This is a genomic window from Hydrogenophilus hirschii (genome assembly GCF_054656675.1).
In genome coordinates this window covers 683,905-700,920 of record NZ_BAAHXQ010000001.1, presented here as the reverse complement: position 1 = coordinate 700,920, position 17,016 = coordinate 683,905, and the positions used below count along the sequence as shown (strand labels likewise).

General features: G+C 61.8%; 17 protein-coding genes. 2 read left to right on the top strand and 15 right to left on the bottom strand.

Annotation, left to right across the window (positions count from 1 at the left end):
- Positions 1-31 precede the first annotated feature (31 nt).
- Both ACYQ4Z_RS03505 and serB read left to right on the top strand, forming a co-directional pair.
- The gene (locus tag ACYQ4Z_RS03505) at positions 32-1,117 is read left to right on the top strand and encodes a 3-deoxy-7-phosphoheptulonate synthase (RefSeq protein WP_119334909.1); all 1,086 of its coding nucleotides are present in this window, start codon (positions 32-34) and stop codon (positions 1,115-1,117) included.
- A complete protein-coding gene (gene serB / locus ACYQ4Z_RS03500; protein ID WP_459860051.1) occupies positions 1,114-2,016 on the top strand; it encodes a phosphoserine phosphatase SerB in 903 nt (300 codons plus the stop codon). Before ACYQ4Z_RS03505 ends, serB begins: the two co-directional genes overlap by 4 nt.
- On the opposite strand, the gene ACYQ4Z_RS03495 is transcribed toward serB, so the two are convergent.
- The 15 genes from ACYQ4Z_RS03495 to frr are packed head-to-tail and all read right to left on the bottom strand — an operon-like array spanning position 2,013 to position 17,005.
- The gene (locus ACYQ4Z_RS03495) at positions 2,013-3,617 is read right to left on the bottom strand and encodes an ATP-binding protein (RefSeq protein ID WP_219972462.1); all 1,605 of its coding nucleotides are present in this window, start codon (positions 3,615-3,617) and stop codon (positions 2,013-2,015) included. The two genes, serB and ACYQ4Z_RS03495, sit on opposite strands and share 4 nt — an antisense overlap.
- Entirely contained in the window at positions 3,610-4,428 is an 819-nt protein-coding gene (gene yaaA, locus ACYQ4Z_RS03490; RefSeq protein WP_219972463.1) for a peroxide stress protein YaaA, read from the bottom strand. The genes ACYQ4Z_RS03495 and yaaA overlap by 8 nt, the downstream gene beginning before the upstream one ends.
- Before the next feature lie 18 nt (positions 4,429-4,446).
- On the bottom strand, positions 4,447-5,298 hold the full coding sequence (locus ACYQ4Z_RS03485; protein WP_459860049.1) for a TrmH family RNA methyltransferase: 852 nt from the start codon (positions 5,296-5,298) through the stop codon (positions 4,447-4,449).
- Positions 5,295-5,942 (bottom strand): ribonuclease HII, encoded by a 648-nt coding sequence (locus ACYQ4Z_RS03480; protein WP_459860048.1) that lies wholly within the window; start codon positions 5,940-5,942, stop codon positions 5,295-5,297. The genes ACYQ4Z_RS03485 and ACYQ4Z_RS03480 overlap by 4 nt, the downstream gene beginning before the upstream one ends.
- The gene (gene lpxB / locus ACYQ4Z_RS03475; RefSeq protein WP_459860047.1) at positions 5,939-7,114 is read right to left on the bottom strand and encodes a lipid-A-disaccharide synthase; all 1,176 of its coding nucleotides are present in this window, start codon (positions 7,112-7,114) and stop codon (positions 5,939-5,941) included. Before lpxB ends, ACYQ4Z_RS03480 begins: the two co-directional genes overlap by 4 nt.
- On the bottom strand, positions 7,111-7,893 hold the full coding sequence (gene lpxA / locus ACYQ4Z_RS03470) for an acyl-ACP--UDP-N-acetylglucosamine O-acyltransferase (RefSeq protein ID WP_119334904.1): 783 nt from the start codon (positions 7,891-7,893) through the stop codon (positions 7,111-7,113). Before lpxA ends, lpxB begins: the two co-directional genes overlap by 4 nt.
- A 10-nt stretch (positions 7,894-7,903) precedes the next feature.
- Positions 7,904-8,341 (bottom strand): 3-hydroxyacyl-ACP dehydratase FabZ, encoded by a 438-nt coding sequence (fabZ, locus tag ACYQ4Z_RS03465; RefSeq protein WP_119336076.1) that lies wholly within the window; start codon positions 8,339-8,341, stop codon positions 7,904-7,906.
- Complete coding sequence (gene lpxD, locus ACYQ4Z_RS03460; protein WP_119334903.1) at positions 8,341-9,360, bottom strand: UDP-3-O-(3-hydroxymyristoyl)glucosamine N-acyltransferase; 1,020 nt, start codon at positions 9,358-9,360, stop codon at positions 8,341-8,343. The genes fabZ and lpxD overlap by 1 nt, the downstream gene beginning before the upstream one ends.
- Before the next feature lie 9 nt (positions 9,361-9,369).
- A complete protein-coding gene (locus tag ACYQ4Z_RS03455) occupies positions 9,370-9,873 on the bottom strand; it encodes an OmpH/Skp family outer membrane protein (RefSeq protein WP_197713784.1) in 504 nt (167 codons plus the stop codon).
- Positions 9,874-9,911: 38 nt separating this feature from the next.
- Positions 9,912-12,257 carry an outer membrane protein assembly factor BamA gene (gene bamA, locus ACYQ4Z_RS03450; RefSeq protein ID WP_459860046.1) on the bottom strand — a complete coding sequence of 782 codons (2,346 nt, stop codon included), beginning with the start codon at positions 12,255-12,257 and terminating at the stop codon, positions 9,912-9,914.
- A 3-nt stretch (positions 12,258-12,260) separates the two neighbouring features.
- Complete coding sequence (rseP, locus tag ACYQ4Z_RS03445; RefSeq protein WP_459860045.1) at positions 12,261-13,616, bottom strand: RIP metalloprotease RseP; 1,356 nt, start codon at positions 13,614-13,616, stop codon at positions 12,261-12,263.
- A complete protein-coding gene (gene dxr / locus ACYQ4Z_RS03440) occupies positions 13,613-14,824 on the bottom strand; it encodes a 1-deoxy-D-xylulose-5-phosphate reductoisomerase (RefSeq protein ID WP_459860043.1) in 1,212 nt (403 codons plus the stop codon). The genes rseP and dxr overlap by 4 nt, the downstream gene beginning before the upstream one ends.
- A 45-nt stretch (positions 14,825-14,869) precedes the next feature.
- Complete coding sequence (locus tag ACYQ4Z_RS03435; RefSeq protein WP_459860042.1) at positions 14,870-15,682, bottom strand: phosphatidate cytidylyltransferase; 813 nt, start codon at positions 15,680-15,682, stop codon at positions 14,870-14,872.
- Positions 15,679-16,440, bottom strand: a complete 762-nt coding sequence (gene uppS, locus ACYQ4Z_RS03430) for a polyprenyl diphosphate synthase (protein ID WP_219972470.1) — start codon at positions 16,438-16,440, stop codon at positions 15,679-15,681. Before uppS ends, ACYQ4Z_RS03435 begins: the two co-directional genes overlap by 4 nt.
- Before the next feature lie 4 nt (positions 16,441-16,444).
- Positions 16,445-17,005 carry a ribosome recycling factor gene (frr, locus tag ACYQ4Z_RS03425; protein WP_219972471.1) on the bottom strand — a complete coding sequence of 187 codons (561 nt, stop codon included), beginning with the start codon at positions 17,003-17,005 and terminating at the stop codon, positions 16,445-16,447.
- Positions 17,006-17,016 lie beyond the last annotated feature (11 nt).

Here is a 17,016-nt window from a genome sequence, read left to right as displayed (position 1 = left end):
CACGCCAACAACCATTCACCAGGGAGCGACCATGATCCAATTCCTATTGGAAAACACTAACATCGAGGCGTTCGAGCCGATGCCGACGCCTGCGGAGATCAAAACCGCATTGCCGCTCACGGAACGCGCCGCAACCACCGTTGCCACCGCGCGACAAACGCTTACCGCGATCCTCGACGGAACCGACCGTCGCCTTTTCGCGGTCGTTGGCCCCTGTTCGATTCACGACCCGGAAGCCGGTCTCGATTACGCACGCAAACTCAAAGCGCTGGCCGACGAAGTCGCGGAGACGATCGTGCTGGTGATGCGGGTCTATTTCGAAAAACCCCGCACCAGCGTCGGCTGGAAAGGGTTCATCAACGATCCTTTCCTAGACGATTCGTTTCGCATCGACGTCGGGATGAAGCGCGCGCGCGCGTTCCTCTTGGCGGTGAACGAACTGGGGCTTCCTGCCGCCACCGAAGCGCTCGACCCGATCGGACCGCAGTACTATGGTGACCTGGTCAGTTGGACGGCGATCGGCGCCCGTACGGTCGAATCGCAAACCCACCGCGAAATGGCTTCTGGCCTCTCCACCCCCGTGGGCTTCAAAAACAGCACCGACGGTAGCCTCGAGGTTGCGATCAACGCGATCCTCTCCGCCTCGCACCGCCACGCCTTTTTGGGCATCGACGAAAGCGGCCGCACCGCGATCGTCCGCACCAAAGGCAACCGCTACGGCCACCTCGTGCTGCGCGGTGGCGGCGGACGCCCCAACTACGATTCGGTCTCGGTCTCCCTTGCCGAACAAGCGCTCACCAAAGCGAGGCTTCCGGCGAACATCGTGATCGACTGTTCGCATGCCAACTCGTGGAAAAAGCCCGAGTATCAACCGCTCGTGCTCAAAGATATCGTCCATCAGATCCGGGAAGGGAACGGTTCGATCGTCGGTTTCATGGTGGAAAGCTTCCTGGAGGCCGGCAACCAACCGCTGCGCCCGCGCGAAGCGCTGAAATACGGCTGCTCGATCACCGACCCGTGCGTCGACTGGGCAACCACCGAGACGATGATCCGCTCGGCACACGAGGTCTTGCAGCACGTCCTGCCGGAACGGAAACGGAACGGATCGGTATCGTGACGCAACGGCTGCGACTCCTCGAAACCCCCGCGGCAACCGCGTGGCTCACCGCCCGAGGTTTCCCCTACCGCCGGTTGCCCGTTACGCCCGATCTCGGGAACCAAACGCTGGATCGCACACCGACCGCGCACACGGCTGCCCCGCTGCCGCAACCCGCTGCCGTACTGGAAGTCACGGCGCCGCTTCCACGAACCCATGCGCTCGACCATGAACTCGCGGCAGCGCGCTGCGATTGGGGCTGGTGGTCTCCCTCGTGGAACTTTGCTGCGCTGCGCCTTTTCGTCACCGATATGGATTCGACACTCATCACCGTCGAGTGCATCGACGAAATCGCCGAAGCGGTGGGCAAAAAAGCCGAAGTGGCGCGAATCACCGAAGCGGCGATGGAGGGGAAGCTCGACTTTCGCGAAGCGCTCACGGCTCGGGTTGCTCTTTTACGAGGCTTACCCGAAGCAGCGCTCACGCCCATTTTTCACCAGTCTGTTCGCTACACACCTGGGGCACGGGAACTCATCGCGGCGCTCAAAGCCCAGGGCGTCTATTGCCTTCTGGTCTCCGGTGGCTTCACCCACTTCACTGCGCCGATCGCAGCGGAGCTCGGTTTCGACGCCCATGTAGCGAACCAACTGGAGGTGGATCCTGAAGGACGCCTCACCGGACGGTTGCGCGGCCCAATCATCGACGCTGCCGCGAAACGATCGGCACTCCAAGCCGCACAGGCGAAGCTCGGCTGCACCTCGGACACTATCCTTGCCGCAGGGGACGGCGCGAACGACCTTTTGATGCTCCAGGAAGCGGGACTTCGCCTCGGTTACCGGCCGAAAGCACTGCTCCTGCCCGCACTCAACCTGGTCTCGATGACCGCCGGGCTCGCGCTCCCGCTGTGGCTTTGTCGCTAACGGGCCTCCCACCCCACGATCCGCCGCGTGGTTTTGCTGAACTCTACCCCGAGTTCGATCACCCGCGTCACACCCGGCGCGTGGCGATACGCGGCGGCGTAGTCGCGCGCATGTAGCTGCGCAAGCGCCGCGCCAGTAGCCTCTTCGCCCTCGATGACCTTGAACTCGATCACCCAGACAGTCGCACCCGCTTGAACCACCAGGTCGATCCGCGTTTTCGCTTTCACCGCTTCCGCGGTGAGCGCCACGCCGGTGCTTGCCAGGAAGCTGTAGAAAACGCTTGCGTAATACCCTTCGTAGTTCCCGGCTTTGTCGTACCAGTGGCTGGGAATACTGGCAAAGAGGTGGCTCATGTGTGCTTGGAGCGTGTCACTGTCCCCTTCGAAGAGCGCCCGCGCCACGTCGTGCGCAAGCGCATAGGGCGGTTCAGGCAGCAGCGCATTGACCAGCGCTTCGTTGAGCGCTTTGCGTACTTCGTGGTTGGGTAGCCCCAGCCAGTAGGTCGTCTCGCCTGCCGGGTCTTGCTCTTTGCTGCGTATCGTCAGGTACCCAGTCTGCCACAAGAGCGTTTCGCTCGGCATCGTCCCGACGTCGAAGCTGCCCAAGAGCTGATGGGTGGCGTAGGTGCGCTCCAGTTGCGGGGTGAAAAAGCCGCGCGCTTTGAGAAGCTCCACCAGAAAAGTGGGCGTTGCGGTTTCGAACCACCACGGGCGGTATTCGCGTTCTGCTAAACAGAGCAGCACGTCGAACGGGTTATAGACCCGATTCGCGCCACCCCACCCGTAGCCGTTGTACCAGAAGCGCACCCGATCGCGATCGAGCGGCTTCCCGTCAGCGGCCGCCGCAGCAAACTCCGGCGCAAAAACGGTGTCGAGATCGGCGTCGGTGTAGCCACAGAGGGAACCGAATTCCTCGGAAACCGTAATATCGTGCAGGTTGTTGAGCCCCGAAAAGAGCGACACTTGGCTGAATTTGGAGACGCCGGTGAGGAAGACGAAGCGCAGACAGTCGCTGCGCGCTTTGAGGACACTATAGAGGTTACGCAGCGCGTTACGCATCACCGAAGCCACTTCGGGGTTGGTGAGGTGGTCGAGGATCGGTTTGTTGTATTCATCGACCAGCACCACCACCGGTTGGTTGTAGTGCTCCGCGGTGCGGCAGAGAAGCCGATCGAATTGGCTGCGGAAATGGTGTGGGGTCGGTTCGAACGGTACCTGCAACCGCCGCGCGTTTTCGCTCAGTTGCAGTGTGATCGCTTCGACCAACTCCGCTTCGTCGTTCAAAGGCCCCTCGACGAACGAGAGCCGGACCACCGGGTAGCGTTGGTTCCAGTCCCAATGGTCTGCGAGGTAGAGCGCTTCGCGCGGCGCGCTGCCATCCCCCCCATCGTGCGCCGCGAAGAGTTCGCGCTGCCCGGAAAAGGCGCACGCGATCGTGTCGAGCAGCAACGATTTGCCAAAACGCCGCGGGCGGGAGAGAAAATAGTACTTGCCGCCGCTTTCGACCATGCGTGCCAAAAAAGGGGTCTTGTCGACGTAGTAGTACCCCTCCCGGCGGATCTGTGTGAAGCTCTGGATACCGATCGGCAGTTTTTTACGCATCGCCGACGCTCCTTGCTTTTTCCTCACGGCGAAACACCGGCGCATCCGGACGAGAGATTTCTGGAACGTAATGGTATCCCGCTTTGGCGAAACTCAGGATCGCTTCCGGTTCGAGACGGCCCTGCGCGAGCGCACATTCGGCCAAGTGGCGCACCATCAAACCGCGTGCCCGTTTCGCATAGAAACTGATCACCCGGTAGCGCCCACCTTTTTCGTCTTCGAATTGCGGCGTGATCACCGGAAAGCCCAACGCTTTGGGGTCGACCGCTTTGAAATACTCGTGCGACGCCAAATTGACGAGCACCGCTGGTTCTCCGGTAGCGGCCATTGCGGCGAGCGTGCGCTTCAGGTTTTCCGTCACCGTCGTACGCCAAAACGCGTAGAGATCCTTCCCTTCCGGATTCTCCAGACGGCTGCCCATCTCCAGACGGTAGGGCTGCATCGCGTCGAGCGGTCGCAACACCCCGTAGAGCCCCGAGAGGATTCGCAGGTGGTTTTCGAGCCACTCGATCGCATCCGGTGGCAAGGTTCGCGCAGACAACCCCTCATAGACGTCACCGTTGAAGGCAAAGAGCGCCGGCGCGCTGTTTTCGGGCGTATGCTCAGGCTGCCAGGCTCGGTACCGGGCTACGTTGAGTGCGGTGAGCGCATCGGAAAGATCCATCAACTGCGCCACCGCTTGCGGGGGGAGCGCCCGTAACCGTTCGATCAGAATCGCGGCGCGATCGACGAACGCAGGCGCTTGCCGCGCGGGGAACGGCGCCGGGGTTTCGAAATCGAGCGCTTTCGCAGGGGAAATGACGATCAACATCGGGGTTTCTCCTCCAATTCAGCGATCACGAGAACGGGGCGAATGGGACCGATCCACAGAATCGCGGCGTGCGGTGCGTTGCCGCCGTGCTTCGAAGAGGAAAACGGCAGCAGCGGTAGCCACATTGAGTGACTCGATGCCTGGCGCCAGCGGCAAAATCACCGGGGTTGCCCTTCGTTCGTGCCAGATCGAGCGCACCCCGGCCCCTTCGTTGCCGAACACCCACGCGGCGGGGGCGGTGAGATCGAGCGAATAGAGCGAGCGGCTTTCCGACGACAACACGGTTGCCAAGAGCCGGCGTTCGCGCGCGTACGGCTGCCAGACCGCGTCGGGCATCTCCCCTTCGAAGATGGGCAGGACCATGTGCGCCCCCATCGCTGCGCGCAACACCTTCGGCGACCACGCGTGCGCCGAACCGGGTGCGAGCCACGCCGCCGCACACCCAGCGGCCGCCGCAACGCGCAGCAATGCGCCGACATTGCCCGGTTCTTGCACGCCGTCGATAATAACGAGATCCCCGTCACCCCAATGCACCACGTCCCACTGCGGTTTCGCCACCTCGGCAATGAGCCCCTGCGGTGTGGTCGTGTCGCTCACTGCGGTAAGCACCGCGGCAGTGACGCGCACCAGCGTGACATGCTGCGCGCGAAGCCGATCAAGCAGAATCGCGTGACGGGATGCGCCCGTCTCGTCATACCACACTTCGCGGATGCACCACCCTGCGGCGAGCGCAGCCTCGATGAGGTGCGGGCCTTCCAAGAGCGCCCAATCGGCAATGCGGCGAACGCTCCCTTTTTCGAGCCAGGCCCGCCACCGCTTGACACGCGGGTTATGCCGCGACGTGATCAGAACCGCCGCGTCGTCTCTCACGGCGCTTCGCCCTGCAGGAACGCGGCTACCGGTTGGAACGACCGGCGATGCTCCGGCGTCACCCCCAAGCGGCGCAATGCCTCGCGGTGCTGCGCCGTTCCATACCCTTTGTGCTGCGCGAAACCATAACCCGGATAGTGCACGTCGAGTGCCCCCATCAGTCGGTCGCGCGCCACTTTCGCAACGATCGACGCCGCAGCGATCGCTGCCACCGTCGCATCACCGCGCACCACCGCCTCGGCACGATACGACCACTGCGGCAAGCGGTTGCCATCGACAGCGATCGGATAATGCGCAACCTGTGCCTTGTGTTCGGGGGAGGCGTCGAGGGCGTGCCAAAGCGCGGAAACGGCACGCGTCATCGCCAACGCCGTCGCGGGCCAAATGCCCAACGTATCGATCTCGGCGACGGTTGCCCAGCCCCGCGTGACCGCTAGCGCCTCCGCCTCGATCGCTGCCGCCAACGCTTCCCGACGGCGAGCGGTCAGTCGCTTCGAATCGGTCAGCCCAGCGATCGCGCTGCCCCGCTCACCCAAAACCACCGCGGCGGCACAAACCGGTCCGGCCCAAGGACCACGCCCCACCTCATCGACACCGATCTGCCACGGATTGCAGGAATACCCCATTCCACTAACCTCCGTCATCGGTGACTCCGTAAGCCGCCACGCCTTCCTTCCTCGATCCACTCGGAAAGCAGCGCCGCGGTTCGCTCGGCCATCTGGCGGCGCAGCTGTGCATGAAGCGCCGTGAAACGCGCACGCAGCTCGGTTTGGCGCTCGGGTTCGTCGAACCAGGCAAGCACAGAGTTCGCTAGCCGCTCTGGAGTGGCTGCGTCTTGGATCAATTCCGGCACCACGGTTTCGTTGCACAAGATATTGGGTAGGCCGATCCACGGCAAATAGGCCATGCGCTTCATCCAGCGATACTGCCATGGGGAAACACGGTACGCAATCACCATCGGTCGCTTGAAGAGCGCTGCTTCCAACGTCGCGGTGCCGCTCGCGACCAATACGACATCGGCCGCGGCAAGCGCCGCATGCGCTTGCCGCGGAACGATCTTGAGCGGTGCCCGCCCCGACCAGCGCGCTGCCAGCGCTTCCGCGTACCGATCACCGAGTACGTTCGCGGTGGGTATTACCACCTGAAGTCCTGGGAGCGCGAGCGCCACCCGCTCCGCCGCCGCGAAGAAGATCGCCCCCAGACGCCTCCATTCCCCTTCCCGGCTACCGGGCAGTAGCGCCAAAAGCGGCGCTGATTCGGCCACCCCGAGCTGTTGCCGTGCGGCACTCCGATCGGGCTCTAGAGGGATGAGATCGGCCAGCGGATGGCCGACATATTCGGCGCGCAGCCCCGTGCCGGCATAGCACTGCGGTTCGAAGGGAAAAAGGCAAAAGAGCAGCTCCACCGCGCGGACGATCTTCGGAATGCGTCCGCGCCGCCACGCCCAGACAGACGGGCTCACGAGCTGCGCGGTATGCACCCCTTGTGCGCGCAACCGCTCAGCCAGCCCCAAATTGAAATCGGGTGCGTCAATCCCCAGAAAATGGGTCGCTTCCGCTGCGAAGACGTGCGCGAGCTCTCTGCGAAATGTAAACAATTGAGGGAGCCGTCGGATCGCATCGACGAAACCATGAACCGCGAGCGGCTCATACGACCAGCGAACGGAGCAACCCGCATCCGCGAGTTGCTCACCACCAACGCCGAACAGGGAAACCTTGGGGAATTGGGCGCGCAACGCACGGACCACGGGTGCCGCGATCGCATCACCCGACGCTTCGCCCGCAACCAACGCCACGCGAGGCGACGGAACCCTCATCCGCGCACGATACCCCGTCCCGGTGTGCGCAGAAATGCAACGAGTGGTTCGAGTTCCGGGAACTCGGCGCTCGCTGCCGCTATCTGCGCGATCGCTTCGTTCAGAGACAACCCCTGACGGTAGAGCGTCTTGTACGCACGCTTGATCGCCCGAACCGCCTCGGGCGAAAAACCGCGCCGCCTCAGACCTTCGCTGTTGATGCCGTGCGGTACCGCTGGATTCCCGGCTACCGTGACGTACGGAGGCAGGTCTTGCGTCAGTACCGTCCCCACGCCGCAGAAGCTGTGGGCACCGACGCGCACGAACTGATGCACCCCCGTGAACCCCCCGAGGATCGCCCAATCCCCCACCTGAACGTGACCACCGAGCGTCGCGTTGTTGGCAAAGATCGTGTGCGAGCCAACGACGCAATCGTGCGCAATATGAACGTACGCCATGATCCAGTTGTCATCGCCGATCGTCGTCACGCCGCGGTCTTGCACCGTCCCGCTATTGACGGTGCAGTATTCCCGGAAGGTATTGTCGTTGCCGATCTCCACGCGGGTAGGCTCACCGCGGTACTTCTTGTCCTGCGGTTCGAGCCCGATCGCGCAGAACGGAAAGAAACGGTTGCGCGCGCCGACCGTCGTATGGCCGTCGATTACACAGTGCGCGCCGACGTGACACTCCTCCCCCAACACGACATGGGGGCCGATCACTGCATAGGGACCGACGGTAACGCCACGCCCCAGTTCGGCTTTCGGGTCGACGATCGCGGTGGGATGAATCGAAACGCCCACGGAACGCGCCTCATTTCCCTTCTTTGAGGGCACAGAGGATCTCCGCTTCTGCGGCCAATGCCTCGCCAACCCGTGCGCGGGCGGCGTAGCGCCAGATGTGGCGCATCGTTCGCAGGATTTCCACTTCGAGCAACAGTTGGTCGCCTGGCACCACCGGCCGCTTGAAGCGCGCGTTGTCGATACCGGCATAATAGACGACGGAGTCGGGCGTCGGTTTGCGCTCCATCGTCACAAAAGAGAGCACGGCTGCAGCTTGCGCGAGCGCCTCGAGGATCAAGACACCGGGTAGAATCGGCTGGTTGGGGAAATGGCCCGGGAAAAAGGGTTCGTTCACGGTCACGTTTTTGAGCGCGACGATCCGTTTCCCTTTGTCCAACTCGAGCACCCGATCGACCAACAAAAAGGGGTATCGATGGGGAAGATAGGTCAGAATCTCCTGAATATCGATCATCGCTTGTCCTTGTTCCGCTGCCACCATTTGCCGATTTCCGCCAACCGTTTCCACCACGCGGCGTTCTTCTGCCATTCCCGGTACGGCAACGCCGGGAGATGCCCCGCGTAAAAGCCACCGTCGGGAAGCGAACTCGTCACCAGCGTCGCCGCACCGATCGTCACATCGTCACCGATCGAGAGATGCCCCGCCAATCCGGCTTGGCCACCGATCCGACACCGCGCGCCAACCACGGTACTTCCCGCCAACCCAGCACACCCGGCGATCGCGGTGGCGCGCCCGATTCGACAGTTGTGCGCGATCTGCACCAGGTTGTCGATCTTCACACCGCTTTCGATCACGGTATCTTCCAGCGCGCCACGGTCGATCGTCGTATTCGCGCCGATTTCGACGTCATCACCGATCACCACCCGGCCCACTTGCGGGATCTTCTCCCACCGCGCGTGGGTTCGGTCCCAGGCAAAACCGAAACCATCCGCACCGATCACCGCGCCGGGGTGCACTCGGCACCGTGCGCCCAGTCGACACCGTGCACCGACGACGACGTTTGCACCCAACCAGCTTCCGGCACCGATCGTCGCTTCTGCTCCCACTTTGACGCCCGCTTCCAGCACGACATCGTCTTCGACCACCGCGCCCGCGGCCACATAAACCTGCGGGCCGATATGGGCGCTTGCGGCCACTTTCCCTTCCACCACGGCGGTCGGGTGGATTCGAGGCGGAAATTCCGGTGACGGATAGAGCCACTGCGCGACGCGGGCATACGCCAGATATGGGTCGCTACAGTAGAGCACCGCTTGCACGTTCGGCGAAACATGCGCTTCGACCCCTTCGGGCAGGATCAGAATCGCCGCGTGCGTGGTCGCCGCTTGCGCCAGGTAACGGGGGTTAGCGATGAATGCCAACGACCGCGCATCGGCGCGGTCAGGGGGTGCGATTCGCTCCACCGCTACGGCACCGTCCCCGTTGAGAACGGCACCGAGCCGTGTCGCCAAATCCGCTGCGGTCAATGCCATCCGTCTCGCTCAGCGGACGTTTTCCAGCGCCTTGATCACGTCATCCGTGATATCGATCCGCGGGTTGGCATAAACCGCGTCTTGGAAAACGATATCGAGATCTTTCTTTTCCGCAACGCGCTTGATCGCTTGGTTCGCGAGATCAAGCACCTGCACCAACTCTTCGTTGCGGCGCTGGTTGAGATCCTCGCGGAATTCGCGCTGTTTGCGCTGGAATTCCCGACTGAGCTCGGCAAACGCCCGTTCTTTGCGTTGCCGTTCGTTCTCACTCATCGACGCGCCTTTGGTGTCGAGCTCCTGTTGTAGCTGCTGCAACTCTTGCGCCATCCGCTTCAGCTCGCGGTCGCGCGGTTCGAACTCTTTTTCGAGCCGCTTCTGTGCTGCTACCGCAGGCGCCGCCTCTTTGATCAGGCGTTCCGAATTGACGAAGCCGATTTTGGCTTGCGCCATCACCGAAAGGCTCGCGAGCGAAAATGCCACCGCCATTACGGCTTGCTGCCAACGACGTTTCATGATGCTCCTTTTTCGTGGTTGTGATACATCTACAGATCTTAGAATACCGCACCCAACTGGAACTGGAAGCGCTCGGTTTTGTCCGGCACCCCGTTGATGTCTTTCCGCACCGGTACCGCTACTGCGAACCGCAACGGACCGATCGGCGACACCCAGGTCAATCCAACCCCAGCGCTCACGCGCAAATCCTGCAAACGCATCTTCTCTTCTTCACCCCAGACATACCCCGAATCGACGAAGACCGACCAACGGAACGATTGGTCGCTGCCGCTCCCGGGCATCGGGAAGAAGTATTCGGCGTTGAGGATGAGGCGACGCGTCCCGCCGTACGCGTCCCCGTATTCGTCTTTCAACCCGAGCGACGAAGCAGCAAAACCGCGCACGGTGGTAATGCCACCGGCGTAGAAGTTGCGGTAAAACGGTACCGCTTTACCGCCGTACGCTTTCTGGTAACTGAACTCAGCGTTGAGCATCAGTGCGGTTTTACGGGTCACCGGGAACCAGTGTTGGTGTTGCGCGGTGATCCGCCACAATTTGACGTCACCCGGCGGGAGGTCAATTTCGCCCACCAGCCGCTGGTAGATCCCCTTGGTCGGCAATAACCGGGAATCGCGCGTATCGCGTGCCCAACCTGCGGTAGCGGCAAGGGTCAAAATCCCCCCACAATCGTATTCGCTCAAGCCGGGGGTACAAAAATCGATGTAGCGTTGCGGACTCGTGTCGTAGGTGACGATCTCGGTGCGGTCGACCGAAAGGCCGAAGTTGATGCGATCCTCTTCGGCAATCGGCCAGCCAACCCGTATCCCCGCGCCGAGCGATTTGGTCTTGTAGCTCGAAACGTAAAGCGAACTCACGTTCGAGGGATCGTACGTGCGATGATAGAGGTCGTAGCCGACGGATACCCCATCGATCGTATAGTAGGGATCGGTAAAAGAGAGCGAAAAGGTGCGGCTTGCTTTACTGGTATCAAGACCGAGCGACACCGATTTGCCTGTGCCCAGGAAATTTTCTTGCGAGATCGAACCTGAGAGAACCAATTTTTCCGCACTCGAAAAACCGGCACCGATCATCAAGTTCCCCGTTGGGCGCTCCTTCACCTGAACCTTGACGTCGAGCTGGTCGCTCACCTCCGGCGCAGGCTGGGTGTCGACGCGCACTTCGTCGAAATAGCCCAACCGCTCCACCCGCTCTTTCGACTTCTTCAGTTTCGCGACGTTGTACCATTCCCCTTCCAATTGCCGGAGTTCACGCCGAATCACCTCATCGCGCGTTTTGCTGTTGCCGGCGATTTCGATGCGGCGCACGTACATTCGCCGTCCGGGGTCAACGGCAAGGGCAAAGGCCACGGTCTGTTTTTCTCGGTCGATTTGCGGAACCGGCGTGACGTTGGCGAACGCATACCCCTCCTCACCCAAACGCTCGGTGATTCCCTGAATCGACTGCTCCAGTTTTTCCCGCGAATAGGTGTCACCCGGTTTGAGCTGCACCCGCTCGACCAATTCCTCCGCCGGCACAGGGAATTCACCCGTGAGCTTGACGCCGCTCACCCGGTAGGGTTTGCCTTCGTGGATCGCGATCGTGATGAAGATGTCGCGCTTGTCGGGTGAGATCGCGACGTTCGCCGATTCGATACGAAAATCGAGATACCCTTGGTTCATATAGAACGCGCGCAGGTTTTCGAGATCCTGCGAAAGCTTTTCGCGCGAATATTGATCCGCCTTGGTGTACCAGGTGAACCACCCGGGTGTCGTCAGTTGGAACTGATCGAGGAGATCGTCTTCGGCAAAGGCGCGCGCACCCACGATCTTGATTTCGCGAATCTTTGCGACTTCCTCTTCGTTGATCTCGAAACGCAGCGCGACGCGGTTCCGGGGAAGCGGGACCACTTCCGCGCGCACTTGCGCGGCGTATTTCCCTTTCGCCAGATATTGGCGTTTCAACTCTTGTTCCGCCTGCCGTACCAGCGCAGGATCGTAGATACGTGCCTCAGCGATCCCAATGGCGCGCAGCGCTTTTTTGATCTGGTCCGGTTCGAACTCTTTCATCCCGCTGAAAAGGATTTCACCGATTGCGGGACGTTCATCGACGACGACGACCAGGACGTCGCCGTCGCGTTCGACGGAGACGTTACGGAAAAAACCGGTTTCGAAGAGGCGCCGCACCGCTTCGTCGGCCAACTCGGGCGTGATCCGATCACCGATACGGACCGGCAAATAGCTGAAAACGGTACCCGGCTCGACACGCTGAATCCCTTCGACGCGGATATCGCGGACGACGAACGGCTCCAGCGCCCAACCGGGCAATGCCCAACACGCAAGCGCGCCCGCAACAAGCGCATGACGCTGGATCGATCGCGCACGCAGCAAAAGAGAGACCCTGCTCATAAATCAGCTCAACCAACGTAAAAAATCATTGAGGAGCGCCAACCCCATCAGAAAGACCAAAAGCGCCATTCCGATGCGCTGTCCGAGGATTTGCGCCGTGTCGGACAATGGCCGCCCGCGCAACCACTCGATCGAATAATACAGCAAATGCCCCCCGTCGAGAATCGGAATCGGCAGGAGGTTAAGCACGCCCAGGCTCACACTGACCAGCGCCAAAAAACTGAGGTAGTGCGCCCAGCCCAGTTCCGCGCTCTGTCCCGCGACGGTCGCTATCGTTAATGGCCCAGAGAGGTTTTTCACCGACGCTTCGCCGACGAGCATCTTACCGATCAATTTGAGGGTCAACCCCGCCATCTCGAGCGTTTGTTCCCATCCATAGAGGAGCGCTTCCGTTGGCGCATAGACGACGCGACGGACGAACGCGTCACGATCGGGCGCACGCGCCTGAACCCCCAAACGCCCAAAGCGGCGCCCATCCCGCTCTGGCACCACTTCCAAAGTCACCTGGGCGCGCATCCGCTGACCCGCACGGAGCCATTCGATCGCGACGGTTTCCCCTGGATGACGCCGTACCGTTTCGGCAAGCGTATCCCAATCGGTGATCGGGGTGTTCGCCAATGCAACGATCTCGTCCCCCGCGCGGAGGCCGGCGGCGGCCGCTGGACTATCTGGCGCCACGGCACCGATCACCGGCGGCAACTGGGGACGCGCAGCCACCAGCCCCAGTTGGTGCAACGGGTCGCCACGATCGGGGTCGAGTTCGACTTGGGAGAGCGGCAAGACCACCTCGTAGGTCGCTGCGGCTTGATCGCGGAGGGTGAGCGTCACCACATCCTGACCATCGGCGATCGCCTGCAACACTGTCCAACGAACCTGCGGCCAAGTATCGGCAGGCGTCTGATTCACCGCGACGATCTGTGCCCGGGGAGGGATTCCAACCGATGCCGCGAGCGAGGCTTCAGGGGGATCGACGAACGCGAGCGGCTCTTCGACCCCGATCACCGCCACCCAGGCGTAAAAAAGGATCGCCAGAACAAAATTCGCAAGCGGCCCCGCCGCGACGATCGCGATCCGCACAAGCGGCGGTTGACTGTCGAACGCGTAGGGTTTTTCCGATTCCGGGACGTGCGCTTCCCGGGAATCGAGCATCTTGACGTACCCCCCCAGCGGGATACCCGCAACGACCCATTCGGTACCACGACGATCACGCCAGCTCAATAGCGGTTTGCCAAACCCCACGGAAAAGCGAAGGACCCGCACGCCAAACGCGCGCGCAACCCCGTAGTGGCCCAGCTCATGGAACCAAATCAGAATCCCCAGCGCGAGCACAAAGGCCACGACCGTATGCAAAACGCTCATCCAATGCTCCAGCGGGAGACCCACCTGCGCGCTTTTTCCCGCGCTGCCTGATCGATCGCAAGCGCCGCCTCGACGCTGGTCACAGCCGTCACAGGGATTTCCGCTAGCGTTTCGGCAATTACCGCGGGGATGCGATCGAACGCCAAACGCCGCTCCAAAAACGCCGCAACCGCCACTTCGTTCGCGGCATTGAGCACCGTGGGTGCACAATCGCCCGTTCGTGCCGCTTCGAAGGCCAGACGCAGACAGGGGAAACGGTCGAAGTCGGGTGCCGCAAAGGTGAGCGTTTCCCGAACGGCCAGCGCCAACCACGAAGCCCCTGAGGTGATGCGCCTCGGCCACGCCAGCGCGTGCGCGATCGGCACCCGCATGTCGGGTTCCGAAAGATGGGCAAGCACCGAGCCATCGCAATACTCGACGAGCGCATGCACGATGCTTTGCGGATGGATCAACACCTCGATTCGCTCGAGCGGCAAGCCAAAGAGCCACATCGCCTCGATCACTTCGAGCCCTTTGTTCATCATCGTTGCCGAATCGACGGAGATCTTTTGCCCCATCGACCAGGTGGGGTGCGCACACGCCTCTTCGGGGGTAATCGACGCGAACGTGCCCGGGTCACGCGTCCGAAAGGGGCCGCCAGAGGCGGTAAGCACGAGGCGCCGGATCATCTGCTGCGCGTCTTTGAGTTGCCACCCTCCCGATTCGGTAGTGACGACGAGCGAACCCAAACATTGGAACAGCGCGTTGTGTTCCGAGTCGATCGGCAACAGCACGGCCCCCGATCGGCGCGCCGTTTCGGTGAGCAGCGCCCCGGTCATTACCAGCGCCTCTTTGTTGGCCAACAACACGCGCTTACCCGCGGCAACCGCCGCGTAGGTACTCGGAAGCCCCGCCCCACCGACTACCCCTGCGATCACCGTGTCGACGTCGCTTGCTTGCGCAACCGTCACGAGCGCGTCGGCACCGGAGAGCACCTCGGTCGGCAGATCCTCTGCCGCAAGGTGGGCACGCAACGCATTCGCCGCATCGGGATCGACGACGACTGCCCAGCGCGGTCGGAACGTCTGACAGATCTCGAGCAGCGGCGCCCAGCGGCGATGCGCAGAGACCGCGACGACGGTAAAACGTTTGGGATGACGGCGAATCACCGCCAAGGCGCTTGCACCAATCGACCCGGTTGCGCCAAAGACGGCGATTCTCTGCGGCATCACGCTACCGTGCGCCATATCACCAAACGCCAACGGGCATACGCCTCACCAATGGAGCCACCACAATGCGGCAATCGGTAAAACCGCCAAGAGGGTGTCGATGCGATCGAGCACGCCACCATGCCCTGGAAGGGTTCCGCCCGAATCTTTGACCCCAGCGTTGCGTTTCAACCACGATTCGAAGAGATCGCCCGTGACGGCAAGGAGCGCTACGCCAACGAACGCGAGCACCCAACCAAACACACCCTGCCCGACCCCCATCACAGGATAGAGTACCGCACCGTACGCGGCGACAGCACCCAACGCGCCCCAAAAACCCGCCCATGTTTTCCCGGGGCTCACCGCTTCAAGAAGTTTGCGCGACCCATAACGGCGGCCGACGAAGAAAGCCGCGGTGTCTGCAATCCATACCAGCGTCACTGCCGCCAACAGAAGCCCGCTCGAAACCTCACGCAGCCCGAGCGCAGCGATCCCAGCCCCCAACAGCGTCACCCACCCCAAAACGAGGCCGATCGAGCGGGAACGAAGCGGAATTTGGAACCACACCATCACCGGAGCGAGCGCAACCCAGAAAAAGAGGGCTGGAATCACGGCTGCCGCTGCTACAGGCGCGTGGATCGCCCCCGTGGAGATACCCGTTACCCGCCACAAGAGCGCCAAGAGTGCAACGGTTACACCCGCGTAACCGACCGCTTCGATTGCCGACAACTTGACCAAACGGCCCCACTCCCACGCGGCGACGCCGATCACGCACGCGATGAAGAGCGCCCACAGCCAGTCCGGCGCAAAAAACGTCAGCACCAAAAAGACGACAATCGCGGCAACAGCCGTTGCCGTGCGCACCAACAATTCGTTCATCGTACCCTCCCTTGTGTTGTCGCAAGCTGCTCGCTCGTTCGTCCAAAGCGCCGCTCGCGTTCGCGATACCATTGGATCGCCGCATCGAGCGCTGCGGTGTCGAAATCGGGCCAAAAAATGGGTGTGAAGTAGAGTTCGGTGTAGGCCAACTGCCAGATCAGGAAATTGCTGATTCGTTGCTCGCCGCCGGTTCGGATGAAGAGATCGGGTTCCGGGGCGTCGCCAAGCGCGAGATAGGGCCACAGATCGCTTTCGCTGACCCGTCCCACCAATTCCGGGCGGTCGCTCAGCAAGCGGTTGAACGCGTTGAGGAGGTCCCAGCGCCCGCCATAATTGACCGCGACGTTGAGCATCAGCTTGGTGTGGCACGCCGTTTTCGTTTCCGCCGCCTCGATCAGCGCGCGAAGCTCATCGCTCAACCCGTCACGGTTGCCGATGATCCGCAACCGGATGCCATTTTTGTCGAGCCGTGCGACCTCGCGCTTGAGCATCAAACGAAAGAGCCCCATCAAAAAATGAACCTCTTCCGGCGGACGGCGCCAATTTTCGGAACTGAACGCGAAAAGCGTGAGGTGCTCGACCCCCAATTCAGCGCAATGTTGCACGACCGTACGCACCGCTTCGACCCCGCGCCGGTGCCCCTCGATTCGGGGCAGACCCCGCGCCTTAGCCCAGCGGCCATTACCGTCCATGATGATCGCGATATGGCGAGGGATCTCGCCAACATCCGGTATCGCTAAGGTCGAAGAAGTGCGCACGGGATCAGATCTGCATCAATTCGGCTTCTTTTTTCTCGATCGTCTCGTCGATGACCTTGACGAACCGGTCGGTCAGTTTCTGCACCTCTTCTTCGGCGCGACGCAGTTCGTCTTCCGTGATCTCTTTTTTCTTCTGCAGCTCTTTGAGCGCTTGGTTGATGTCGCGGCGGACGTTGCGCACCGCAACGCGCGCCTGCTCGCCTTCGTGGCGAACCACTTTGGTCAATTCGCGACGACGCTCTTCCGTGAGCGGCGGCATCGGCACACGGATGATCTCCCCCATGTTCGCTGGGTTGAGCCCCAAGTCGCTTTCGCGAATCGCCTTCTCGACTTTACTCATCATGCTCTTTTCCCACGGCTGGACGCCGAGGGTACGCGCATCCAGGAGCGTCACGTTCGCCACCTGGGGAATGGGCACCATCGTCCCATAGTATTCGACCATCACATGATCGAGGAGCCCCGTATGGGCGCGCCCGGTACGGATTTTCGTCAACTCCTCCTTGAGCGTCTCGACGGCCTTTTTCATCCGCCGTTCCGCGTCTTGCTTCAATTCTGCTACGCTCATCGATCGTTCTC